The organism is Zunongwangia profunda SM-A87 (assembly GCF_000023465.1).
Lineage (GTDB): Bacteria > Bacteroidota > Bacteroidia > Flavobacteriales > Flavobacteriaceae > Zunongwangia > Zunongwangia profunda.
Genome location: NC_014041.1, coordinates 4,697,619 through 4,722,610 on the forward strand (window position 1 = coordinate 4,697,619; position 24,992 = coordinate 4,722,610).

A 24,992-nucleotide genomic window follows, 5' to 3' on the forward strand; every position below is an offset into this window, starting at 1 on the left:
GGCAACACTTTTGCCCATCGATTATAACCTTGTCAAAAAGAAGTCTTACCTTAAATAACCGTTAATAGAAGGATTATCCCGATCTGCTTCATAATCGAAAAAAATATACCCTATATTTTTTAATGAGCCATATACCTCACAAAGTTTACTTCCTGAATAATGGGTTTTATTTACAGTTTGGCTTGTGGCATTAAAAAAATCTTCGGTTATCAAAAAATAAGAATTGCTCTTAATGGGATTCTTTAATAATTGATGAGCTTCTATCACCGGTTTACCATACAATTTCTCAAAACCACCTATGGTATAAGTTGATATTTCCCCATAGTGAGCCACCAGTTTTAATGAAAGCTTAATTTCAAAACCATATTGTAAACTAAGCGTATTGACCTTATCACTAAAGGCTGATAGCATTTGCTCGTATTGCTTTTTAACCTGTTGCAAGGTGAGAGTAGATTTTTTATAAAAAAGGATCGCATCACCTTCTATTTCTGAAATCGTAAGATTTAGAATATTTTGATCGATTATCACCTGAAGCAGCTCAATAGTGATCTCTTTTCCTAAGGAAAAATCCATGGAATTAACAAAACTGGTAAAACCACTAATATCAGGAATAATAATTGTCCCCTCAAATGAATTGGACTTCACTCTAAATTCAGTATTCTTTAATGGCTTTATGATTCCTTTTTTATCCCCTTCCATAGTTAAATTTAGAAATTCTTTCTAGTATATAGGTTATTTTTCCCGGTTATTGCACCAAAGAAATAAACCGATCTTTCACTTCATCGCAAATGATCACCGAATTGTACGTACAGTTTTTAAGGGCTACCGGATCGAAACTGTAAATATTGATTTTATCGGGTTTAAATTCTTTGCACTGTAAGTGGGTATACATATTTAGTGCTGCCTTCGCACATGAATATCCTGTAAGATCATAATTGGAATAACAAAATGTCTCGTCATTCATCTTGGACAGATCTCCCAAGGCACTGGTTACATTTATTATTTTGGGAGCTTCACTTTTTTCCAGTAAAGGTTTCATTAACTGAATGATTCTTAAAATCGAAAAGAAGTTGATTTCAAACAAATATTTTACTTCACTAATATCCAACTGGTCAATTTTATGGCCAAAACCATTCACCGTCTCTGCATTATTGATCAGTAAATCCAGTTGTCCATATTCCTTTTTTATTTTATCTCTTAGATGTAAAAGGCTATGCTCTGAAGTAAAATCAACCAGGATAAGATCAAAATCCCTCACACTATTCCCCTCCTGCGAAAGTTTATTATAGCTTTCTTCGCCTGCTGCAATGATCACTTTATAATTCTGATGTAACAAAAGGTTAGCCATAGCTTTACCTAAGCCATTTCCTGCTTCTGTTAATACTGCAACTCTTTTCCTATCCATATCATACTACCTTTTTAACTTTACAAATTTACGAATGCTCCACAAGTAAAAATATTTTAGTTCCTTAATTATTCTGACTTTATGCTTTACCATTACGACTTTCTAAACTGATTAGGAGTTATTCCACTATGCTTTTTAAAAAAGCGGGTGAAATGAGTGGGCTCCTGAAAATTTAAACGATAAGAAATTTCTGCAATATCAAGCCCCGAATACTTCAGTAAACTTTTACTTTCATTAAATAGGCGTTCACTAATAATGTCCTTGGCCGTCTTACCTGTAAACTGCTTTAATGTAGTGGTTAGATAATTGGGGGTGATATTAAGTTTTTCCGCATAGTCTGTTACATTTTTGGTATCTAAATACATTTTATCAACCAATATTTCAAATTGATTCGTAATGGACTGCGGTCTGGATACATAATTATCTGTTCTGCTATTCTTTTCGAAAATCGCCTTGCAAAAATAAAGTAAAGAGACCAGCATACCTTCCAGCATTTTTTCCTGATAAGGATGTGGATTTCTGGAAACCGAATAAATACGCTCCATATCAAAGGATAAAGAACGGTACTCTTCTGATGATAACATCATAAAGTTATTCTCTGATATTTTTAGAAAAGGAAAATCATTAACCAAATCTGAAAAAGAATTGCCTAAAAACTCTTTTTTAAACATGATAAAATAGCCTTGTAGGTTTTTATCCCGAAACCAGGAAAAAAACTGCCCCGGCACCACAAAAAATAACGGATGTCCCTCCAAATTCAAAATATCGGTATTCAGGTTAAATTCTGTATCTCCAAAATTATTTAAAAGACCAATTTGATAAAAGCCCTGACGATAAGGGGGCATACAACGTCTTGTTGTAGGCTCCAGGCTATCGGCCTTAAAAATATCGAAATAAGGAATCTGACTCCTATGAGGAAAATCAATCGCTTCATAGTAGTCATTAAATGTATCAAAAACAGGGATGTTCCCTTTATCCATGAATTAACAATTCTTATAATTTGGGTAAACTCCGGTAACTATTTACCGTAATTCACAAATAATCAATGCTGATTTTATATGCTGAAATTAGTGTTTCCCGTCAGATTAGCGTTCAATAGTTTAAAAATAATATTTAATAACATTAGTGCTGACTTAATTTCATCTTTTCAAATTTAATTTTCAGTTCTTCATCAGAGATAATCTCCCAACCTCCGCCTAATGCTTTATATATAGCTATAAGCGAAGTTGCCGATGATATCTCACTCATCGCCAACGAATTTTCAGCAATAAGCAACGCATTGTCTGCACTTAGATAATCAATAAAGTTATCAAGGCCTGCATTAAATCTTTTCTGGGCAATTTCTGCAGCTTTAGCACTAGCCATTGAGGAATTTTTTAAAATCTCCCTTCTTTTCAGCTCATGAGAATAATTGCTCATACTGGTTTTTATTTCTTCTAAGCTTTCCAAAACCACTTTCTCATATTGCGCCAGGGCAGCCAGGGTTTCAGCATCATTTTTTCTTATTTGCTGTTTAACCCTGCCCAAATTAAAAGCGGCCCAGCTAATGCTTGGCAGCAGGCTCCAGGTAAAAGATTCCTTACTCCCGAAATTGGCAAAATCTACAGCAGAAAAACCTACAGATCCTCCAAATTCAATTTTTGGGTATAGATCCGCAACAGCGATATTATAGGCCGAGATCTTGACCTGAAGTACTGCTTCGGCTCTTCTTACATCTGGTCTGCGACGCAATAATTCCTTGACATTTCCCAGGTGTACTGATGCCGGTAAATCTGGCAAAGCCTGTTTGCCAATGATATCCCCAGAAAGCTTGCCGGGAATCTCACCGGTCAAAATGCTTAAACTATTTTTAAGTGCTTCTATCCTGGCTTCTAGCCGAGGAATACTTGCCCGGGTGCTTTCTAATTGCGCAAGAGCACGGGAGACATCAAGAGTATTACTGGTTCCCGCATCAGACAGTTTAAGGGTTAGATCGTACGTATCCTGCTGCCCCTTAAGGTTTCGTTGTGCGATATCCAGTAAATATTGTGTTCCCCGTAACTGTAGATAATTTGTAGCCACTTCAGCAAATATACGCAGATAAACGCCGTGCATATCAGCCAGCATCTGCTGATTATAAGCATAAGATCCTTTAACCCTATTGGAAACCCTTCCAAAAATATCTGTCTCCCAGACGGCATCCATACTTCCACTATACGTACTATAAGTAGGGTTCATACCCGGTACAAACACATTTTCTCCTAAACGGGTCCTGTTATAGGATCCATTCATTGTTACCACAGGCCAACGATCAAATTTACGTGCCTTTAATGAAGCTCTGGATGCTTCAAAATTTGCGACAGCAGTATTAATATCTAAATTATTGGTACGTGCTCTTTCAATCAGCGTATCCAAAACAGGGTCTTTAAACGCAGACCACCACCGCGTGATATGCTCCTGATCATTAAATATAGTATCCTGAAGTGCTTTGGTTAAATAATCATTATTCACCTTAACGGGATCAGCAACCTGATACGCTCGTTTTTGAATTCCACAGGAAACTAAAACCAATAAACTTACTATTACTATTAAATTTTTCATATCCTTTTTTACTCTTCCTTTGTTTTTTGATTCTCTAAACCTATTGTTCCATTACGGCGTTTAGTAGTCCATTTTCTGCCCAAATAATAGAATACCGGAGTCAGAAATATTCCAAAAATGGTCACACCTAGCATTCCGCTAAATACCGCAATTCCTAATGACACCCGAAGTTCTGCGCCAGCTCCGGTTGCTAGGGCCAGCGGTACTACCCCCAATATAAAGGCCATTGCGGTCATTAAAATGGGACGTAATCTCAGTTTTGAAGCTTCGATTACTGCTTTCTTTAGCTCCATTCCCTGTTCTTCCAGTTGTTTAGCAAACTCAACGATTAAAATAGCATTCTTACTTGCCAGACCTACCAAAACAACCAAACCTATCTGCACCATGATATTATTATCCAGTCCGGCGAGATCGATTCCCAAAATTGCGAATAACAAGACCATAGGCACTATAAATATGACGGCTAGTGGTAATATCAGGCTCTCAAACTGGGCGGCTAATAGTAAAAAGACGAATACCACAGCAAGGAAAAATGCAACACCTGCAGTATTTCCTGCCTGCTTCTCCTGATAAGCGATCTCAGTCCATTCAAATGAAACTCCATCGGGTAACACCTCGTTGGCTAATTGTTCCATTCGTTCAATAGCCTCTCCAGAGCTATAGCCTGGTGAAAAATCCCCGTTTAGAGAGGCTGAAGGATACAGGTTAAATCTTGGAATTCTTGAAGCTCCGGCAGTATTTTCATGACTGGCAATAGTCCCCATGGGAACCATTTGCCCATCACGGTTTCTGATCCGAATTTTATCAAGATCTTCCGGAGTTAAACGATTAGGGGAATCGGCCTGAGCGGTAACCTGAAATGTTCTTCCCAGATAATTGAACTCATTTACAAAAGCAGAACCCATATAAATTTCCAGAGATTGAAAAATATCCTGTACATTAATTCCCAGTTTTTCTGCTTTTACCCGGTCAATATCCAAAAATAACTGAGGTGTCTGGTTATTAAAAAACGTAAAAACATTACTTAAAACAGGATCCTGGTTAGCGGCCATTGCCAGTGTGTTGGTGGCTTCCAATAATTTTTCGGTTCCCAGATTGGCCCTGTCCTGAACCATCATTTTAAATCCTCCTGCATTCCCGATACCACTTACCGATGGCGGAGGAATCACCAACACCATGGCGTTGTCTATTTGCCCCACTTTTGCGCGAATGCTTCCCATAAGTTCGGTATAATCGATATTCTTATCGTTTCTTATATCGAAATCTTCAAGTACCTGAAAAACTACTGCTGAATTTGATGCTATCGTATTAGAAGTAGGATCAAATCCTGTAAAAGAAATTGCATTCGCTACCCCATCAATTTCCAGTGAGATATCAAGAACATCCTGTACAACAGCATCTGTCCTGGATAAAGATGATCCCGGGGGCAACTGTATCACCGTTATAAAATACTGTTGATCCATCGCAGGAATAAAACCTTTGGCCACTCTATTAAATTCGAATCCCGTAAAAGCTACAAGTCCAAAATAGACAATCATAACCAGCATGGCTGTTCTTACCAGTTTCTGAACCGATTTCCCATAATTATTGGAAAGGGAAATCATAAAATGGTTAAACTTGTCTCCTATAAAAACGAAAGGTCTTAACAAGATAAAAGGTTTTTTATCCGTTTTTTCTTCATGACGCATCAATAATGCAGCCATAGCAGGACTTAAGGTTAAGGATACGAATACAGAGATTGCCGTTGCCACCGCAATCGTCATCCCAAATTGTTTATAAAACTGTCCTGATATTCCTTCCAAAAAGGCCGTAGGTATAAACACCGCAATTAATACCAGACCGATGGCTACAAGTGCGCCTCCAACTTCATCCATGGTTTTTATAGCGGCTTCTTTTGGTGACAGGCCTTTGCTTAAATACCTCTCCATGTTCTCTACCACTACAATGGCATCATCTACTACAATCCCTATGGCAAGTACCAGCCCAAATAAGGTTAACGTATTTAGCGAAAAACCGATGGCCTGCATTACTGCAAAGGTTCCAATTAAGGAAACAGGTATGGCTAATATTGGTATAACGGCGGCCCGCCAAGATTGGAGAAATAGCAAAATAACAAAGATTACCAGTAAAATGGCTTCAAAAATTGTGTGATATACTTCGTCAATAGATTTCTGAATAAACTTTGTAGGGTTATAGGCGATATCATAATTAAGGTCTTCAGGAAAACGTTCTGAAAGTGTCTTCATTTTTTCCTGAATCTCATGAGCTGTTTCCAATGCATTTCCACCCGGTTGTTGAAAAACAGGCATCGCAATAGCAGGCTTTTTCCCCAGATAGCCTCGTGTGGTATAATTTTGGGCGCCCAGCTCTGCTCTCCCTATATCTTTTAGGCGTACAATACGCCCGTCATTATCTTTTATTATAACATCTTCAAATTGCTGTGGCGAAACAAGTTTTCCCTGAGTTTGAATATTAATTTCAAAGGCAGACTGATTTCCCGAAGGTAAAGTGTTCAAAGTTCCTCCTGCTATCTGAACATTCTGAGCTCTTAATGCTGCAACAACTTCAGCCGCAGTAAGATCAAGACTTGCGATTTTATCAGGATCCAGCCAGATGCGCATGGCGTATTCTGCTGCCCCAAAAAGTTGAATATCCCCAATTCCTTTAATACGGGCCAATTCGTCACGAAGCTGTAATACGGCATAATTTGCCATATAAGTTTGATCATAAGTCTCTTCTGGAGAATAAAGGTTGATTACCATAAGCATATCAGGAGAAACTTTTCTGGTGGTCACTCCCAGCCTTCTAACCGACTCCGGCAAACGCGGCTCTGCTATGGCTACACGGTTTTGCACCTGTACCTGTGCTTTATCCAAATCTGTCCCAAGCTTAAATGCTATTTGTACAATAACCCGACCATCTGCAGAAGACTGGGAAGTCATATAGATCATGTCTTCCACCCCATTAATCTCTTTTTCGATTGGAGCAGCAACGGTTTCAGATAAAGTTTTGGCATTGGCGCCGGGATAGCTTGCAACTACTTCAATGGTGGGGGGAGCTACATCCGGAAATTGTGAGGTGGGTAAGGACACATATGCCAAGCCACCAACGATAAGTATAAGCACACTTAGGACAGCGGCAAAAATAGGCCGCTTTATAAATATTTGACTGAATTTCATAGAATTTTAATTTTGGCGAAACACTCCCTTATTCTCTATTTGGTTTATAAAGTTTTAAGGGAATAGCTAATATCCAGCAAAGGATGTGATATGTTCTTAAATCATGCTGTTTCAAATCTTAGCAGTTGATCTAACGTATCGAATACTTACATGATTTGAGAGGTTGATTTATTTTTTTTGATCCGGTAAAGAGATGTCTACCACTTTTGGCGAAACCGGCATTCCAGGCCTTATCTTTTGAAGATTATTAATAATAAGTTGATCCTTTGGCTGAAGACCGCTACGAACAATACGTAAACCATTAGAATGTAATGGTCCTAAAGTAAGGTTTCGACTACTCACTTTATGTTCTTCATCTAACACATATACATATCTAAGGGACTGATTTGTTCCAATAATCTCGTCTGGGATCATAAGCGCCTTATGCTCTTCACTTCCAGAAATCCTGGCTTTTCCAAACATTCCAGGTTCCAGTAAGTGATCATTGTTATCCATAACGGCACGACTTTCTATCGTTCCCGATTGTTCATCTATTTCGTTATCCACAAAGTCTAATAATGCGGTGTGCATAAATTGTTCTTCATCAGAAAGTTTGATCATTACAGGTATCCCTTCAGATCTAGCATTGCCGCGCTTACCTTCTTTGGCCAGACGTACATATTTAAGATATTCCGATTCACTCTCGGTGAAATAAAAATGGATAGGACTGGTCGCGACGATTGTGGTGAGTAGGGTTGAATTTGCACTGCCACCATCGATGATGTTTCCTTCATTCACTTTATCCCTACTTACCAAACCTGAAATAGGCGCTTTTACTTCTGTAAATTCCAGATTTAATTTTGCATGATCCACACTGGCAGCTGCCAATTCTAAACTTGCCCTGGCATGAACAAAAGCTTGCTTACGGCGGTCATATTCTTCAGTGGATAATGCACCGGTTTCTTTTAAAGATTCAACTCTGTTGTAATTATCCTCGGCAGTTTTTAAACTGGCTAAAGCCTGCTCATAACCCGCTTTTGCCCTTTCTAGCTCAATACGAAACGGTCTTTGATCAATAACAAACAAAACCTGCCCTTTTTCTACCATTTGTCCATCACTAAAATTGACCTTTTCTAAAAAGCCACTTACCCTTGCACGAACCTCAACTCGATTACTAGCTTCAAAACGTCCTGAATATTCGTCCCATTCAGTGATTTTATCGTACACAGGCGTAGCAACCTGAACCTCTAGAGCAGAAGAATCAACCTGAGTTATATTTTCCTCCTCTTTTGTTGTAAATGCCAGGATGATCAATAAAACGATGATGCCGGAAATGGCAAAAAATCCAATTTTTTTAGTATTAAAATTTAAATTCATCATGGTGACTTTGATTTATATATTAGAATTTCGAAGCAAAATTAGGACAAGAGGTCACCTGATTAGTAACCAATACTTTTCCTAAAATGACCAAAATCTAATATTGTCTTATAATATGATGAATTATGTCATAACTTCTACCTTGCACTAATAACTGACAGCAGCTATATACTTAATTATTTGGTATCATAAGCAACTTTTTTATCCATTAACCTAAATGATAACTACCCCGGTTTTGGCACCAAAGACTAACATGCTTATTAAAAAAAACAGTATTTGTATATGGATAAACAGGCGCAACATACTCAAAATCAAAGTATATTCGTAAAGAAAGCAGTATATTGCTTTTATTTTGAACTAAAATTTATATGCTTTTTTATATCCGATCCTAAATGGAGGAGTATTGCACAGAAAAGTGCAAAGCCAATACCAATCCATTTGCTCAATGTCATACCCAGCCCAAATCCAAGATCACTATCATAAAAAATATAAGTAATCACTACACTGGTTATAAAGACTGCCGGTACGAGCGGAATCCAGTAATAATTCCCCTGCCTGTAAAGATAAGCCGTACCCGTCCACAGTGCAATAGCAGCCGTAACCTGATTCGCCCAGGAAAAATAACGCCATAACATATCGAAATCGACTACGGTAAGTAACAGAAAAGAAACTGCAAAAATTGGTATCGCAATCATAAACCGATTTTTAAGTTCTTTCTGCGGCCGTTTAATGTATTCTGCGACAATCATACGCGCCGCTCTAAATGAAGTATCCCCAGAGGTAATGGGTAATACGATAATTCCTATCACGGCAATAGTCCCGCCTATAGAACCCAGTATTATTGTAGCCAAATGGTTTACCACTAAACCGGGGCCACCATCTTGTATAAGCTGGTATATTTCCTGCTGGTCTGTTATTGTCATTGCCGCTGCCGCCCAGACCATAGCTATAACCCCTTCGGCGATCATCATCCCATAAAATACGTAACGCCCGTCCTTCTCATTATTAAGTGTTCTGGAAATTATAGGGGATTGTGTTGCATGAAATCCCGAAAGAGCTCCGCAGGATATGGTAAGAAAAATTAACGGATAATAGGGAATATTATCGGGGTGCAAATTTTCAAAATCAATTTCAGGTATGGAATTACTACTAAAAAATATTCCAATCCCAATACCCAGTGCACTTAATAAAAGCATAGCACCCAGAAAAGGGTATATGCGACCTATAATCTTATCAATAGGTAATATCGTAGCAATGGTATAATAAAGAAAAATTGCCGCTGTGATAAGCATTAGGGTTTGCTGGCTACCGTCTAATAATTCACTAATCATCTCTGATGGTGCTACTACAAACACGGTTCCTACCAGTAAAAGTAGCAATAAGGCAAAAAGGTTCACCAGATGACTAAAAGGTTTACCGATATATTTCGCCGCAAGCGCGGGAAGTTGCAAACCTTTGTTCCTTACCGATATCATTCCGGTAAGATAATCATGTACCCCACCCGCAAAAATACATCCCAGTACGATCCATAAAAAGGCTACCGGCCCGTAAAGTGCTCCAAGGATAGGCCCAAAAATGGGTCCCACACCAGCAATATTGAGCAATTGTATAAACGCATTTTTTTGCTTTTTTAGGGGTATAAAATCTACTCCATCGTTTTCGGTATGAGACGGAGTATCTTGCTCGTTGTCCCTAGCTCCAAATATTTTTTCTACGAATTTGCCATAAGTAAAATATCCCAGGATTAGTAAAAGGATAGAAACGATAAATGTGAACATGGATATAGCAGTATTTTAGTGCACAAAATAACCTTATATTTAGTCTCTTGCAAATACATTTAATTTTAAATTCCAGCGATAAAATTTAGAATAATCTCGAAAGAAGAAGATTAGGTAGTCCAAAAAGAGGCTATAGACAAGTTTACGATTTATATTCTTTAAAAATAATCTTATTTTTAAAGAATATTTAGAGTCTTTTAATAAAAAGATAAAGTGATTGATCATACATTGATAGTTTTCCCTATCAAATAGCTACGTATTTTTTGAGCCGAATAGACATTCTAATCGGCTCATGCTCATTATTTATAACTTCTATTTTTCTTTTGAAAGATAAAATATACAGAAAATACATATACTGCACTTAATACCAACAATCCAAAACTTGCTAATATTCCAAATGCACTATTTAATATACCCATTAATGGCGGAATAATCGCTCCCCCAACAACAGCCATAATCATTAATCCTGAAATTTCGTTTGCCCTGTTTGGTATTTGACTTATAGTTAAAGAAAAAACTAAAGGGAAAAGATTTCCAGAACTTAGTCCTATCAAGAAAATACTAACTTTTGTAAACGTAGGATTTGGTGAAAATATGAGGAATACTAAAAATAGTACAGTGCTTAGTGCAGACCATAGTAAGAATTTATAATTATCGATTTTACTAAGTAGCATTGCTCCACCAAAACGACTAATCATTAAAGAGGTAAAGTAAATGCTAATGCCAAGGGACGCATTTTCTAAAGAGACGCCAAACCTTTCTACTAAAAGATTTTGGATGTTTGTATTCATCCCCACATCAAGCCCCACAATTAAAAAAATAGCTAATACCATACTCAAGACAAAAGGATCCTTAAGTAATTTAATAGAGCTGGAAAAAGAAGCTTTGACCATCGACTCACTTTCTTCAATTGAGGTAAGACCAAGACCTATTCCTGTAAGAATTGAGATGATACCATAAACCAGAAAAACAAGCTTCCAATCTCCAAACAGGCTTACCATATATGTAACGATAATTGGACCAAAAAGAGAACTTAGTGCTTTGATAAACTGAGATAAACTCATAAAACTTGCAAACTTCTTATCACTTACCACATCTTTTAAAAGAGGATTAGAAGCAACCTGAATTATAGTATTACCTACTCCTAATAGAATAAAAGACCCTAATAGGGTAATATAGGTATATACGATAAAAGGAATAAACATACCTATACCTGTAAGCGCAATACCCGTTAATAATAATTTTCTTTTTCCGTAATTATGCTGTAGGATACCTATAGGTATAGAGAGAAAAAAGAACCAAATAAATACCATAGAAGGTATTAATTGAGCTGTTTCTGGAGAAAGATCAAAATCCCGTTGTGCATAGCCTGTACTTACTCCAACAATGTCGACAAACCCCATAACGACATAGGTAAATAAAACGGGGAATAAAGCTTTATAATTTAGTGTATTAGTTGCCATTACATCAGTTTTATTATTGGGGTTATCTCTTTGTAATAGTGATCATCTAATAAAATAGCACTACCAATAACAGCCGATTGTTCACCAAATTCCGATATTTCAATATTAATTTGAGGAAGTTGTTTGCTTAACGAGCTTTCAAAATATGGATAAGCTTTTGAGATATTGCCTCCTAAAACTAAAACCTCTGCATTAAACTTTTTCAAAAAAGGCGCTAAAAAAAGCCCCAGATCTTTTCCGAATTGATCCATAGTGTTTTGTGCAAATTCATCTTCTCTAGCCAGTTCAGAAATCCTACGGACATTCGTCACACTCTTACCTGTACGCTCTTTATAATCACGAAGAATCCCCCGAGTAGAAAAAAGCTCATCTGCTACTTTTCCTTTATACAATTGATTATATAAAAAGCCCCCCTTGGGCACCCTATCATCTTCAATTATAGGCTTGCCAGAGGCCAAAAAACTGGCCCCAAGCCCCGTTCCTAATGTAATGGCCACCACCCGCCTATAATCCCTGGCACATCCAATCATCGCTTCTGCAATCGAGAACGCAGTGGCATCATTTATAAATCGAATTTTAGAAGGATCAATTTTTAAGTGTCTTGCAAGTTCATTTCGGATATCCACCTTATAAAGGGCACTTAATTTATCTACATTTTCTATAAGACTTATACCGTTATAATAATCAAAAGGGCCAGGCATAGCAACACCAACACCTTCAACTTTAACATCTACCTTCTTCCTACAGGAATCAATGGCGCTAGCCCATGCCTCGATGATTTCATTTTTTGATCCCCTGGAATTTACTTTTCGGTAGATTAAACTGTCTGTAGCTATGGATTTACTGGTATGGTCATAAATACACGCAGTAATATGACTTCCCCCAATATCAACTCCTATACTATGCATTATTTTTTTAAGATTAATAGTTTAACTTTTACAGTGATACCTCAACTGTTATTTGATAAAGGCTTTTATAAGTTTTATAGGCTTATCGGTTAGATTTTCAATCGTATAGTTTCCTACAATAGCGGGCATTATAAAAGACTCTGCATAACTGAATAAAAAGCTCTTTTCCGAAGTCTTTATTAGCATTTTTTGCCCTTCTACCAGGCTTAAAATATGTGTTTTGTTCTCGGTATCTATATTTACTTTGGTATTTATTGTATAACGATGCACGTCGTATAAATGCTCGGAATGTGTAGCCAGATGTTCTAAGATATAATTCTTATTTTCCTCCAGAATCTCTGGTGATGCAATAAGTTCTTTAGCCACGCTTTCTCCAGAACGTTCGAAAACCAAATTATCCATTCCCCGTTCTATATTGATTGGTCTTGGCTTTCCATCCAGGTCTAACCTAAGCCAATCATACATTTTGAATGTATAAATGTATGGTGTAGAACTAATCTCTAAAACCAGATTATCTGTCCCAGAGCCATGTATTGTTCCCGGTGGGATTAAATAAAGGCCATGCTTTTTGGCATCAAAAGCCTGTACGTATTTAAGAATATCCAATTCTTTATTAAGCCGAACGCTTTCTTCCAAAGCATGTTGAAAACCAGATGGAGTGACCCCTTCCTGAAAACCTAAATAAACCTGTGCATTATTTTTTCTATCCAGTATGTAATAGGTTTCTTCCTGGGTAATATTTTCTCCGAAATGTTCCTTCATATATTGCTTTTGAGGATGACATTGAATGGATAGGTTTCCTCCATCAAAAGTGTCCAGAAAGTCAAAGCGTATAGGGAATTCGTACTGATAAGTTTCGAAATCATCACCAAGGATTTTACTACCTGCATGATACATCAAAAAGTCAAAAGAAAATTCTAGTAAATACCCGGAACTTTCAAAAATAACGCCGTTTTCGGGAACGATAAGTTCAAAGGACCAGGCATAATTGATCACATCTTCCGAAAGGCCTTTAATATGCTTTTCTATCCAGTGTCCTCCCCATGCACCGGGTTCGAACCATGGTCTAACTCTAATTGGATTTTTCACATATTCCTGAATGCCTTTTCTCCAATTATCCCCGGTCATCCAGGTTATTTCTATAGATCGTTGGCCATCGATCATAAAATCAATCCTATCCTTAAGAGCATTTTTATGTTTGTTTAGCACGACCCAATCCACAAAATAAAATCTTTTGTACATCTTTTTAGGATGAAAAGATTTTGAAGCTCCCAGGTTAAGTACTGCCCCCGCTCTAGAGCGGTACTGGATTTCATTCTTACTTACTTCCACAAAAAGATTCACTCCTTCCACTGGTACAAGTGCTGCTCCTGTTCCATAAAAAATAATTGGATTTTTACCCGTAGTTTTACTTAATGCTTCTAATTTAGAAGGATCAAAAAAATCAATCAAATCGAGGGTACTTAGCTTTCCAAATACCGGATCATCTCCACCTAAAAAAGGGGCTACCAGTGTATCGATCTCTTTTTCTTCTTTTAAAGCGTTTTCTACATTTATCCATTGGGCCTGGATATCCAGATTACTAAAGGCTTCGTTAAGTTGGTGCTTTACAGCTTCAAAAATCACCCCCACATAACCGTCTATTTTGAGTACCGGAATACCTACTAGCGACTTGGCTAACGAATCATACCCACAGTTAATGGTGCTATCACCAATATTAAAGGAAGGATAGATATTGTATCCTTCTCTTTCATCCTTGTCTTTAACCGGTAATTCGATTTGACTTGTTTCTCTAATTTCCCTTTTTAAATCAATCATTTTTTATTGGTTTTCGTAAATAGCAATTCTTCCAAAAGCTTCTACCAGGGCCGCCTGATGTAGCAACCAGTAAAATCTCCCTTCGTTGTTTCCAGACCAATCTTCATAAAACTGACCTTCGTTATTCCTGGCATTTTCCCATGCATAATCCATATTATCTTTAAATACCTCTACATAATCTTTAGTTTTGGAATCATATTGCGATAATTGAATATAAGCTGTAAGCAACTCTACATTAAACCATGAATCATTAGGAGGATAAAATATCCTTCCGTTAGTCACCTTTGTAAATTTAGAGTGGGCAGATCTAGCCGTAGTAACGGCTTCATCTAAATATTCCTGATCGTCACTGATTTCGTAAAGATTTACGGCAGACATTATCATCATGGCCGCATTGTATGTCCATTTTGTGGTATTTATTTGCTCAGACCCAATATTGATATCGTTCCAATATAAATTATCAGAAGGATCGCGAAGAGTGGTATACGTCCATTCATAAACCCTCTTGGCAAAAGTTAAATAGGCTTCATTATTGGTTAACTGATACATTTTTGAAGTCACATAAGCAGCATATGCACTGGTGTTGGCTGCTTTCATACAATTAGGACCGTTCGTACAGTTATCTGATTGTCCTTCAAACCAATATAAGCCACCCCCCATTCTGGAATCTTCTCCAGACATAATAAAGTCGGTAACTGTCTTCGCCCGCTCCAGATAAAAAGACTCGTTAGTAAGCTCATAGGCATTAATAAGCTCCATGGCTACGATTGCACTATCATCATAATAATGATCGGTAGCACCCCCAGAAACAGGGTAAGCCTGATAGGTAGGTAGATAATCACGATTGTCGTAATACTCTTCAAGTCCTGTAAATTGTTTATCTAAAATCTCACGATCATAGCCCAACTCATATAGAACGTTTCCTGCTGTGAGCATCCCTACATATGGCCAAAGATAACTATACTCCCGATCTCCGTTTTGTTCTGGAAAATTTTCTTTATATAAATCGCCTTTCTTATATAATTGCTGAATCATCTCGTAAGTGGCAAAAGCTTTTTCTTTGTAGCTCAATTCTTCACCCTCATCGGGATTTTCATTTTGTCCGTCATCACCCGGGTTGTCTACCATTTGGTCTTGTATGGAAGGTTCGCTGTTACAGCTAAAAACACTTAACAACATTAGGTAAATAACCCCTAATACTTTCGTTTTCATATTATTATTGGTTTAATTGAAATTCATGATAATAATGTTCTGCCTTGGGGTCAAAAACTATTCTCACCGTAAAAGCTTGTCCGTTAAATCGATCGGCAAATTTCCATGCCCCTTGCCAGTATTCTGCATCCGGCCCAAGAAAATATACATTATGATAATAGGCTGGTTCTCCTCCATTGGGCCTTGCATTATATGCATCGAGACCTGCTACCAAAGAGCCATTCATATCTGGATTATGAAAACTACCTATATATGATGTTTGATTTTCTCCTAAAGTAAAACTAAAGCGGTAGCGTTCTTCCTCCCATCCAAGCCAGGATGGTGCTTCTGGTGCTCCGGGAGTTAAAAATTCGAAATAGGCGTCATCGGCTTCAAAAGTATGATTCCCTATATAATTCAAATTCGCTTTTACCACCTGATTAGCAATAATATATAATTGAACATTCGATATTGGGGTAAAACTAATGGTGGATTGTGACAAATTCATTCTCACTCTGTACACTCCTTCTTCCAGATCAAAACTTGAAGCCTGGTCTCCTCCTCTAATTTTACCTTCTTCATTAATATAATAATAGCTTAAACCCTCGGCATTAAGCGAGTTGTTGTTTGCTATATGAAACTCGCCAGGGCTAAGCTTCGTAATCGATTCGAATACTCCTGGCTGGATGTTCTGATGCGGCAGCTCACTGGATATTTCTTTAAAGGCGATTGCGTTTTCAATATTCTCAGATTCTGTAGCCGATCCATAGATATACATATATTCCGGGAATATAGCCAATCCTTCCGGCCGGCTAAGTTGAACACTGGCCTGAGTATCAAAACGCAATCTGTTATAACTGCTTAACACTTCTACTGTCCATATAATTTCTCCGGTTTCAAGTTGAGCAATACCGGCCTGAGCAGCCATTACATTTAGGCGCGCAGCACTTGCTGTATAAGAGGAAGCACTACCACCATTATCTGATGTCGCTGCAAACAAAGGTTCGCTAAAATCGCCATCCTTTTCATCAAATAAAATACGGTAGCTCAAAGCTCCCCCATCTGCAGCTTTTGCCGGGGTCCAGGAAAAGCTAATTCGGTCGTCATTTTCAACATCTAATACAATTGTAGCGTTACTTTCGGGAAACACAAGATTTCCCATTTCAACGATCTCGGGATTTAGATCATAATCTTCCTCATCGCATGATGATAATGTACATACCAATAGCAGTACAATCATCATTCTATTTAATAATGCTTTCATTACCAGTTTGGGTTTTGAGTTAAGTTGTTATTGATATCTCTTTCACTTTGTGGAATGGGCCATAGATAGTGCCTGGAAGGATCAAATGTTCTTAAGCTAACTCTTATATATCCGTCATCTGCTGTAGATTCATCGGTTTTTATACCATGCGTCCAGCCTTCCAGAACATCTTCTGCAATTTTCCATCTGCGAATATCAAAGAATCTATGTCCGGCCTCAAAGGCTAATTCAATTCTGCGTTCGTTTCTTACAATTTCTCTTAATACGTCTTGATTAGTGCCCGGAAATTCTAAAGCAGCTCCCTGTAGTCCTGCACGTTCTCGAAGAGCACGGATAGTGGTATTCCAATCCTGCTCATTAAATTCTCCCAGTTCAATTTTAGCTTCGGCATAATTTAATAGTACCTCGGCATAACGAATTAAAATAAGGTTCAATCCCGAATTTGTTTGATTACGCGCCATAGGATCATAAAATTTATGCACATAATATCCGGTTGGAGTAGAATTAGAGGAATAATTTAAACCGTCTGGAGCAACTCCGGGAGCGGTATTGATCGTGACTTGATTTCCGTCGAAACCGGTCATTTGATAACCATCATAAATAATAGTGGCTTTTAATCGCGGATCCCTATTTTGGTAAGGGGCATCTTCATCATAATTTGCCATTGGATCATCGATAGCATACCCGTTAAGGGTAGGATAACTGTCTACCAGTTCCTGTAATGGCGAGAAGTTTGCATATCCTCCCAGACTAGGAGGAATCAATGAATATTGTATATTATGTTCTCTGTCTACCGGCACGTACTGCAAGCTTAAAATAATCTCGTTGGCAGTTTCATTTTCTGTTTTAAAAAGTGCTCCATAATCCGGAAATAAGGTGTATTCTCCTAAAAGTTCTTGAGCCAAACTTGCTGCCTCCTGATACTCTTCATGATATAAATGAATTCGAGATGTTAGCGCTATTGCTGCTCCCCTTGTGATCCTCCCATTCTCTTCGTTAGAATAGGTTCGTGGTAATTCCTCTATAGCCTGATTTAATTCGCTATAGATAAAAGACAATATAGTCGCTTCATCTGTTCTTTCTAAATTCAAAGATTCCTCGATGCTAATTTCATCAGTAATAAAAGGGACATCACCATAGAGTTCTGTCAAATAAAAATAATGTAACGCCCGAATAAATCTGGCCTGTCCTTTAAACGAAACACGTTGTTCTTCGGTAATTTCAGACACGTTATCAATATTATTAAAGAAGATATTCGTTCTGCGGATAGCTTCGTACCTACCAGACCAAACACCGGTCACCACACCATTGGTGGGCCCATAGCTCCCGCTGGCAATATTCCTGTACTCTTCTCTGCCTTTGGTATACGCATCGTCAGAAAGTGAATTCAGGAAAAGGTATTGGTCGGCATTCATGAGATCGGCATAGATTGCGTTTAAATAAACATTTGCATCCTCCTCTGTTTGCCAAAAGGTTAATTCACTTTGAGAATCATAAGGAGTAAGGTCCAGATCTGAACTACAGCTAACTTGCATAGCTATAGCTATAAGTATTATTATTCTTTTCATCATTTACCTTTTTAGAAATTGATATTTAATCCTAGTGAGAAAACTCTGGTTACGGGATATACACGACCGCTGGATCCAACACTTTCTGGATCTACGCCCAAATCATTTAACGGACTAAAAGTTAAGAGGTTTAAACCTGTTAAGTATAAGCGCGTACTTTCCAAACCAATATTATGTACTGCCGCATCGGGTAAAGTATATCCTATCTGAAGATTTTTAATTCTCAGGTATTGCGCGTCGTAGATATAAAAATCAGATTTAGCCGCATTATTTACTGATTCTGCACCTACTGTTAATCTGGGGTAAGAAGCATCTAAATTTTCTGGTGTCCAACGATCTAAATGACGCTCAAAAACGGGACCTTCATTGTTATTATGGAAAGCCTCTACGATTTCGCCACGAAGCCATTGTTGCCGTTTACCTACTCCCTGAATAAATACTGAAAAATCAAAACCATTCCAATCCATGGCATAAGTCGCTCCAAAAGTATATCGGGGAAAAGCATTTCCTAAGATGAATCTATCATTTTCATAATCAATCTCTCCGTCGCCATTACGATCTAAATATTTAATATCTCCCGGTTTTACATTTGATGAAAAAATAGGGGTAGCACTATTATTGATCTCTTCTTCTGAATTAAAAAATCCATCAGCTTTTAGGGCATAATAAGAGTTGATCGCATAGCCTTCCCTTAAAATCGTATTAACATCGAAACCATTGATAAACTCTCGTCCTCTTAGATCTTCTATTTCATTCCTATTATCAGAAATATTGAAATTAAAAGAATGGTTTACAGCACCCGTTTCAAACTGATAGTTCATGCTTAATTCCCATCCCCTGTTTCTCACAGAACCGGCATTTTGAAATGGTTGTCCCAAACCATAGGTTGCCGGAACAGGAAGCTGTAATAAAATATCTTCAGTAAGATTATCAAAAACCTCAAAAGTGACATCAAGCTTTCTTTTAAAAAACGATAAGTCTATCCCCAGGTTTTTCATAGTTGATGTTTCCCAGGTTCTATTTTGATTAGAAACCGAATAATAAGCTCCAGAAACACCTACACCTCCAAAACTATATACATTTCTACCGGTGCCCACTAAACTTTGGTAACCATATAGATCGCTAATATCCTGATTCCCTAATTGTCCCCATGAAGCTCTAATCTTTGCGAAAGAAACCACATCCTCTAAAGGAGTAAAGAAGTTTTCTTCACTTAAAATCCATCCGGCGGAAACCGATGGGAATACTCCCCAACGTTTTGCTTCAGCAAACCTTGAAGAACCATCATATCTTAAATTGGCTTTTAGCAAATACTTATCATCAAAAGTATATCCTATTTTACCAAAAACAGATTGAATAGCCCATTCATTTCCCGATCCATTTGCACTTTGCAAATCTCCTGCGTTATCGATAACTCCAAAATCATTACCAGGGATATCAATTCCTGTTACTCCAAAATATTCTTCTTTATATTTCTCTGATGAACCTCCCAGAAGCAAGTCGAAATCGTGCTTCTCTGCAAAGGTTTTAGTATATGTCGCTGTAATAAAGGGATTAAGATATAGGGACCTGTTATAACTATCTGTTACCGAATTTTGGTTGTTTCCTCCTCCCGGATAGGCAAATTCTATAGCCTTTCGAAACTGATGGGTTTTGTTACTGGTTATATTCCCTCCTAAAACTGCTTTAAGTACCAGATCTTCAATTGGCTTATACTCCAGACTAAAATTACCCAGAAATTCATCGTTTTGCGTATTGGTAACGCCTCCCTGCTCTAATTGCGCCAGTGGATTACTATTACTTCCACTCGATAAGGTGTAGTTTCCGTTTTCATCTACAATATTATAAATAGGCGGCATACGAACGGTTGGCTCTATAATCCACTCTTCAAAATAAGCATGATCTTTTATATCATTTCGGGCGAAAGACATTCGACCACCCATTTTGAATTTATCATTAATTTCTTTTTCTAAATTAATCCTGGCATTGTAACGTTGATAGCCGTAATCAGGACCTTTAAACAAGCTTTCCTGATCTAAGTATCCCAGAGAAACTAAATAATTTAGTCCATTATCAGCTCCGCTCATGGATAGGTTATGATTATTTTGCAAAGCGATATCCTTATAAATTTCCCGGTTCCAGTTTACATCCGGACCGTTTTCCTTAAAATTTAAAATCTGTTCTGGTGTAAAGGCCGGCGCCATACCTGAATTAATTAAAGCCTCATTTCTTAAGGTAGCATATTCCCAGGAGGAAGCAAATTTCGGGAAATTTGTAGGTTCCTGGATTCCAAACATGGTTTGATATGTAAAGCGTGGTTTCCCTTTTTTCCCATTTTTTGTAGTGACTAAAATAACGCCATTAGCCGCCCTGGATCCATATATAGCAGCCGATGCGGCATCTTTTAGTACACTTATGCTCTCAATATTACTGGGATTAATATTGTTTAAAGAACTAATCACTCCATCTACTACAATTAATGGTGTATTCCCGTTGATGGTACTAATTCCACGAATATTAATCTGCGGAATGGATCCCGGCTTAGAAGTAGTATTCTGGATAATCAAGCCCGAAGATTCCCCCTGTAACGCCTGATATGAGTTCGTTACCGGCTTTCCCTCTATAGCCTTTTCATCAATAGTACTTACCGCCCCAGTAAGATTGGCCCTTTTTTCGGTACCATAACCAACAACTACTACGTCGTCCAGTTGATTTAAATCACTTTCAAGCAAAATCTCATAATTTTGTTGATCAGCGCTTATAGCTACTTCCTTTGTCCGGTACCCCACAAAACTTACCACCAACACATTTTGGAGGTTAGGATCAACTCTTAGACTAAACTGGCCCTCAAAATCTGTAGTGGTACCATTATTAGTTCCTTTGATTATGACTGAAGCCCCTGGTAAAGCACCAGATTCATCACTCACTGTTCCTTTTATCTCGATCTCCTGCGAAAACGATTTATAAAAAAGAAGTAAAAAGAAAATCAGAATTACATGCGCATATTTATTTTTCATAATTAGCTACAATTAAGTTCATATGTCTATACATATTTAAATTATTAATTTTTCCAAGAATTATTCTGTCTTAAACAAATTTCGATTAGGTTGGTCTCCCATTACAAATTCCAGTGTTGCACCTTTTTTAAGCGTAGATAGCGGTACGCTATTTTCCTTTAAGGGTTCTCCATTAAGTTTCACTGATTGTACATAATAGTTATTTGGCTTATTATTCTTAGTTTCTATCACTATGCGATGGCCATAACCATTCTCAATCTGGATATTATCAAACATTGGGCTTCCAATTTGAAAAGATGGATTTGTCTCGGTAAGTCCCTTTACGTCAAACAACCCCATTGAAGACATCACATACCATGATCCAAGTTGTCCCTGATCTTCATCCTGACCGTAGCCGTATCCATGAATACCCTCTGTCCCGTAAAACTCATCACAAATTTTTCGCACCCATTTTTGGGTAAGCCAGGGATGATCGGTAAAATTAAACAACCAGGAGATATGTAGATTGGGTTGATTTCCCTGATTATAAAGGTATTTCACTCCTGCAAAGGCATCGATCTCTTCTCCGCCAAATTTTGTTTTTTCAGAAACGCTAAATATAGAATCCAGACGTTTTACAAATTTTTCTTCTCCCATCTTTGCCACTAACTCTTCTGGAGCGTGTGGCACATAAAAAGTATACTGCCAGGCGTTACCTTCCTGAAAACCTGCCCAGGGTTCAAAAGGATCAAATTCTTGCAAAAATTCTCCTGAGGCCAATTTAGGTCGAACAAAATCTATATGATCATCATAGACATTCTTCCAGTTATCTGAAAGTTTCATGAGCTCTTTATACTCCTTGTCTTTCCCTAAAGCTTTGGCAAACTGGGCTACGGCATAGCTACTATAACTATATTCCAAAGCATGAGAAACTGAAAAGCCAGATCCATTGGGATTGGTATCCCAACCTGGAACGTAGTTGATATACCCCTGATTCACAAATTGTCCAAGATCGGTTTTTCCAGCACCTTCATTTCTATTAAGGTATTTAGTTTCGTTTTCATATGCCGCCTTAAATGCCAATTCAACATCGTAATCTCGTATACCGGCCTGATATGCAGAAGCAATCACAAGACCTACAAAATTAGTCCCTACTCCCGAAACAAATTTTGAATTCGCAAGACCATCACCAAGCCATCCGGAATTCTTATAGACCAATAAATGACTCTGTACATAATCATTAAAATATTCTGGCCAGGCCAAAGCCCATAGCTGCGTTAAATTCCAATACGCACCCCAAACCGAATCTGTATTGTAAAATTTAAACTTAGGCTTCCCATTTTCATCCATAGGAATTTGCCCTATACTACCATCATTCTCTGGAAAAGCACCATTGATATCACTGGCAAGACCTCTACCCAAAAGGGCATGATATAAACCGGTATAAAATTTTGTTTTATTTTGCTTGGAGCTATCGGTAATTTTAATTTTACTTAACTCTTCAGCCCATATTTTCTCTGCTCTGTTTTTCGCTGTACTAAAATCAAGATCCTTAGCTTCTTTAGCAAAATTCAATCTTGCATTTTCAATTGAAGTATAAGAAAATCCTGTTTTAATCACGATCTCTTCTTTATCTTCGGTATTGAATTTTAGATATAATCCGGCTCCTTTCCCCTGTATTTCATTTTTATCTTCAACCACCTTTTCTGATTGAAACACGCCCGTTGCTACCGGTTTTTTATTTACCGAACCGGAAAAATACATTCGAACTTCGCCATTTGGCTGGTATTTTTTTACATATTCCGGATAGGTAATTACCCAACCCTCAATCGTATTTGTTGCTTTATCAAACCATACCTTAGCATCTTTTACTTCTCCACTCTCTCCCAGCTTATTACCGATATCAAAAATAAGATATGCACTATCGCTCTTAGGAAAGGTATATTTCTGGAATCCTACCCGCTCTGTAGCAGTAAGGGCTACATCGATATCGTAATCTTTTAATCGTACCTGATATGATCCCGGTCTTGCTATTTCATCATTTTTATCAAATCTTGACCTATAGCCCTCATCGGGATGTTCCAGACTACCCGGTGTGGTTTTTAGCTCTCCGGTCATCGCTGTAAATAAAAATCCTCCAATCTGAAATTCATGAAGATTAGCAAAACCTTCTATACTTTGATGGCGCTCATCATAGCCTACAGCCTCCCATCCCTGCTCGTTCCCATAACTACCGTTAGTAGACGGACCCAATTTTGCCATTCCAAACGGAACTGCAGCAGGAGTATAGAAGAACCAACGGCTATGTGCAGTACCTATATTAGGATCTACATATACGCTAACATCTGCTGTATCCTTTTCGTTCAAATTATTAGAAGTTGGATGCTTTCCACAGCTCATAACAATTAACAGAAGACCTATAAAAGTTATTTTATTCATTTTAGATATTAATTAGAAGTTGGATACCCAAGATATATTAAATAATACATTAATGTTCATATGTACAAACATATTTATAATATTTGAATTAATAAATATAATAAGGCTATTTTTTTCACATCCTACAAATATTAGATGTAAATATTTAACAAAATAGCACTTTAATACGCTTTTTAACGACTACTTTCTACTGTAAAGAAAAAGCTATCTGCTTTATAATAGCCTAAATTATACTCTATAGGACGTTCTCCCTGGTCGAAAACAAAGCGTTTTCTAAACAAGACTGGAGCATTCTCCTTTATCTGAAGTTTTTCACAAATCAAAGCTTTGGCTGCAGTGGCACTTATTTCTTCTTTGGAAATAGTAGCCACTACTGAATAGTCATGTTCCAGCATCTCATAAAGGGGTCGGGTAAAATCTTCTTCTCCGTTTAAACCAATTCTTGGATGAAAATAAGACACAAAATAAACAAAAGGCTCGTCGGGTTTACCTCTCACTCTTTCCATTTTCAATACTTTACGATTAAGGTCGATTTCAAAAAACTCGGCTAACTCATGATCTGCTTCTACCCAACTTAAATGCAGTTCATAGTTTTTAATAGGGATGCCTCTTAAACGCATTTCCTGAGAAAAACTCAGCCAGTTATTAGACTTAGAGCTTACGGGCTTTGGTGCTACTTTGGTTCCGGCTCTCTTTTTTCTTATCAAAAGCCCTTCAAAAACTAATTTTTTAATAGCCTGTCTTACAGTAGACCGTGAAATGGCTAACTTTTTTGAAAGCTCTACCTCGCTAGGGAGTATTTTCCCGTTTTTATATTCCTCTTCTTCAATAAGTTCACGTAACAATTCTTCTACTTGTGCATGAAGTGGTACAGGACTTTTATGGTCGATATTAAATTTCATATTTCTATCCATGGAATCAGAATACAATACTACTAATTTTTAATAAGTAATAATGTTTACACATAATCCAATTACAATAGATCAGTAGAGATCACTCCAATATAGTGTATAAATTAGAATAAAAAGCTTTTTGCCCTTTGCCGGT

Annotated in this window: 16 protein-coding genes; all 16 read right to left on the bottom strand. The window is 37.5% G+C overall.

The window, feature by feature from the left end; translation table 11 throughout:
- Window positions 1-45: 45 nt before the first annotated feature.
- The gene (locus ZPR_RS20675) at window positions 46-699 is read right to left on the bottom strand and encodes a DUF2652 domain-containing protein (RefSeq protein WP_013073732.1); all 654 of its coding nucleotides are present in this window, start codon (window positions 697-699) and stop codon (window positions 46-48) included.
- Window positions 700-745: 46 nt separating this feature from the next.
- The gene (locus ZPR_RS20680) at window positions 746-1,405 is read right to left on the bottom strand and encodes an SDR family NAD(P)-dependent oxidoreductase (protein ID WP_013073733.1); all 660 of its coding nucleotides are present in this window, start codon (window positions 1,403-1,405) and stop codon (window positions 746-748) included.
- Between the two features lie 92 nt (window positions 1,406-1,497).
- Window positions 1,498-2,385: a helix-turn-helix domain-containing protein gene (locus ZPR_RS20685; RefSeq protein ID WP_013073734.1), complete on the bottom strand. Its 888-nt coding sequence runs from the start codon at window positions 2,383-2,385 to the stop codon at window positions 1,498-1,500.
- A gap of 142 nt (window positions 2,386-2,527) precedes the next feature.
- A complete protein-coding gene (locus ZPR_RS20690) occupies window positions 2,528-3,985 on the bottom strand; it encodes an efflux transporter outer membrane subunit (protein WP_013073735.1) in 1,458 nt (485 codons plus the stop codon).
- Between the two features lie 8 nt (window positions 3,986-3,993).
- The gene (locus tag ZPR_RS20695; protein WP_041579273.1) at window positions 3,994-7,164 is read right to left on the bottom strand and encodes an efflux RND transporter permease subunit; all 3,171 of its coding nucleotides are present in this window, start codon (window positions 7,162-7,164) and stop codon (window positions 3,994-3,996) included.
- A gap of 168 nt (window positions 7,165-7,332) precedes the next feature.
- Window positions 7,333-8,523, bottom strand: a complete 1,191-nt coding sequence (locus ZPR_RS20700) for an efflux RND transporter periplasmic adaptor subunit (protein ID WP_013073737.1) — start codon at window positions 8,521-8,523, stop codon at window positions 7,333-7,335.
- A gap of 344 nt (window positions 8,524-8,867) precedes the next feature.
- The gene (locus ZPR_RS20705; RefSeq protein WP_013073738.1) at window positions 8,868-10,298 is read right to left on the bottom strand and encodes a carbon starvation CstA family protein; all 1,431 of its coding nucleotides are present in this window, start codon (window positions 10,296-10,298) and stop codon (window positions 8,868-8,870) included.
- A gap of 299 nt (window positions 10,299-10,597) precedes the next feature.
- Window positions 10,598-11,761: an MFS transporter gene (locus ZPR_RS20710; RefSeq protein ID WP_013073739.1), complete on the bottom strand. Its 1,164-nt coding sequence runs from the start codon at window positions 11,759-11,761 to the stop codon at window positions 10,598-10,600.
- Window positions 11,761-12,669 carry an ROK family protein gene (locus ZPR_RS20715; RefSeq protein WP_013073740.1) on the bottom strand — a complete coding sequence of 303 codons (909 nt, stop codon included), beginning with the start codon at window positions 12,667-12,669 and terminating at the stop codon, window positions 11,761-11,763. Before ZPR_RS20715 ends, ZPR_RS20710 begins: the two co-directional genes overlap by 1 nt.
- Before the next feature lie 48 nt (window positions 12,670-12,717).
- Window positions 12,718-14,487 (bottom strand): class I mannose-6-phosphate isomerase, encoded by a 1,770-nt coding sequence (locus ZPR_RS20720; RefSeq protein ID WP_013073741.1) that lies wholly within the window; start codon window positions 14,485-14,487, stop codon window positions 12,718-12,720.
- A 3-nt stretch (window positions 14,488-14,490) separates the two neighbouring features.
- The gene (locus ZPR_RS20725; protein ID WP_041579275.1) at window positions 14,491-15,699 is read right to left on the bottom strand and encodes a glycoside hydrolase family 76 protein; all 1,209 of its coding nucleotides are present in this window, start codon (window positions 15,697-15,699) and stop codon (window positions 14,491-14,493) included.
- 4 nt (window positions 15,700-15,703) lie between these two features.
- Complete coding sequence (locus ZPR_RS20730; RefSeq protein ID WP_013073743.1) at window positions 15,704-16,942, bottom strand: SusE domain-containing protein; 1,239 nt, start codon at window positions 16,940-16,942, stop codon at window positions 15,704-15,706.
- On the bottom strand, window positions 16,942-18,510 hold the full coding sequence (locus tag ZPR_RS20735) for a RagB/SusD family nutrient uptake outer membrane protein (protein ID WP_187288246.1): 1,569 nt from the start codon (window positions 18,508-18,510) through the stop codon (window positions 16,942-16,944). Before ZPR_RS20735 ends, ZPR_RS20730 begins: the two co-directional genes overlap by 1 nt.
- 11 nt (window positions 18,511-18,521) lie before the next feature.
- Window positions 18,522-21,527: a SusC/RagA family TonB-linked outer membrane protein gene (locus ZPR_RS20740; RefSeq protein ID WP_013073745.1), complete on the bottom strand. Its 3,006-nt coding sequence runs from the start codon at window positions 21,525-21,527 to the stop codon at window positions 18,522-18,524.
- Window positions 21,528-21,587: 60 nt separating this feature from the next.
- A complete protein-coding gene (locus ZPR_RS20745) occupies window positions 21,588-23,945 on the bottom strand; it encodes a GH92 family glycosyl hydrolase (protein ID WP_041579279.1) in 2,358 nt (785 codons plus the stop codon).
- Between the two features lie 173 nt (window positions 23,946-24,118).
- Window positions 24,119-24,847 carry a GntR family transcriptional regulator gene (locus ZPR_RS20750; protein ID WP_041580157.1) on the bottom strand — a complete coding sequence of 243 codons (729 nt, stop codon included), beginning with the start codon at window positions 24,845-24,847 and terminating at the stop codon, window positions 24,119-24,121.
- Window positions 24,848-24,992: the final 145 nt, after the last annotated feature.

Coding starts and splice junctions, on each gene's coding strand:
- ZPR_RS20675 (WP_013073732.1), bottom strand. CDS start 699: ATGGAAGGGGATAAAAAAGGAATCATAAAGCCATTAAAGAATACTGAA.
- ZPR_RS20680 (WP_013073733.1), bottom strand. CDS start 1,405: ATGGATAGGAAAAGAGTTGCAGTATTAACAGAAGCAGGAAATGGCTTA.
- ZPR_RS20685 (WP_013073734.1), bottom strand. CDS start 2,385: ATGGATAAAGGGAACATCCCTGTTTTTGATACATTTAATGACTACTAT.
- ZPR_RS20690 (WP_013073735.1), bottom strand. CDS start 3,985: ATGAAAAATTTAATAGTAATAGTAAGTTTATTGGTTTTAGTTTCCTGT.
- ZPR_RS20695 (WP_041579273.1), bottom strand. CDS start 7,164: ATGAAATTCAGTCAAATATTTATAAAGCGGCCTATTTTTGCCGCTGTC.
- ZPR_RS20700 (WP_013073737.1), bottom strand. CDS start 8,523: ATGATGAATTTAAATTTTAATACTAAAAAAATTGGATTTTTTGCCATT.
- ZPR_RS20705 (WP_013073738.1), bottom strand. CDS start 10,298: ATGTTCACATTTATCGTTTCTATCCTTTTACTAATCCTGGGATATTTT.
- ZPR_RS20710 (WP_013073739.1), bottom strand. CDS start 11,761: ATGGCAACTAATACACTAAATTATAAAGCTTTATTCCCCGTTTTATTT.
- ZPR_RS20715 (WP_013073740.1), bottom strand. CDS start 12,669: ATGCATAGTATAGGAGTTGATATTGGGGGAAGTCATATTACTGCGTGT.
- ZPR_RS20720 (WP_013073741.1), bottom strand. CDS start 14,487: ATGATTGATTTAAAAAGGGAAATTAGAGAAACAAGTCAAATCGAATTA.
- ZPR_RS20725 (WP_041579275.1), bottom strand. CDS start 15,699: ATGAAAACGAAAGTATTAGGGGTTATTTACCTAATGTTGTTAAGTGTT.
- ZPR_RS20730 (WP_013073743.1), bottom strand. CDS start 16,942: ATGAAAGCATTATTAAATAGAATGATGATTGTACTGCTATTGGTATGT.
- ZPR_RS20735 (WP_187288246.1), bottom strand. CDS start 18,510: ATGAAAAGAATAATAATACTTATAGCTATAGCTATGCAAGTTAGCTGT.
- ZPR_RS20740 (WP_013073745.1), bottom strand. CDS start 21,527: ATGAAAAATAAATATGCGCATGTAATTCTGATTTTCTTTTTACTTCTT.
- ZPR_RS20745 (WP_041579279.1), bottom strand. CDS start 23,945: ATGAATAAAATAACTTTTATAGGTCTTCTGTTAATTGTTATGAGCTGT.
- ZPR_RS20750 (WP_041580157.1), bottom strand. CDS start 24,847: ATGAAATTTAATATCGACCATAAAAGTCCTGTACCACTTCATGCACAA.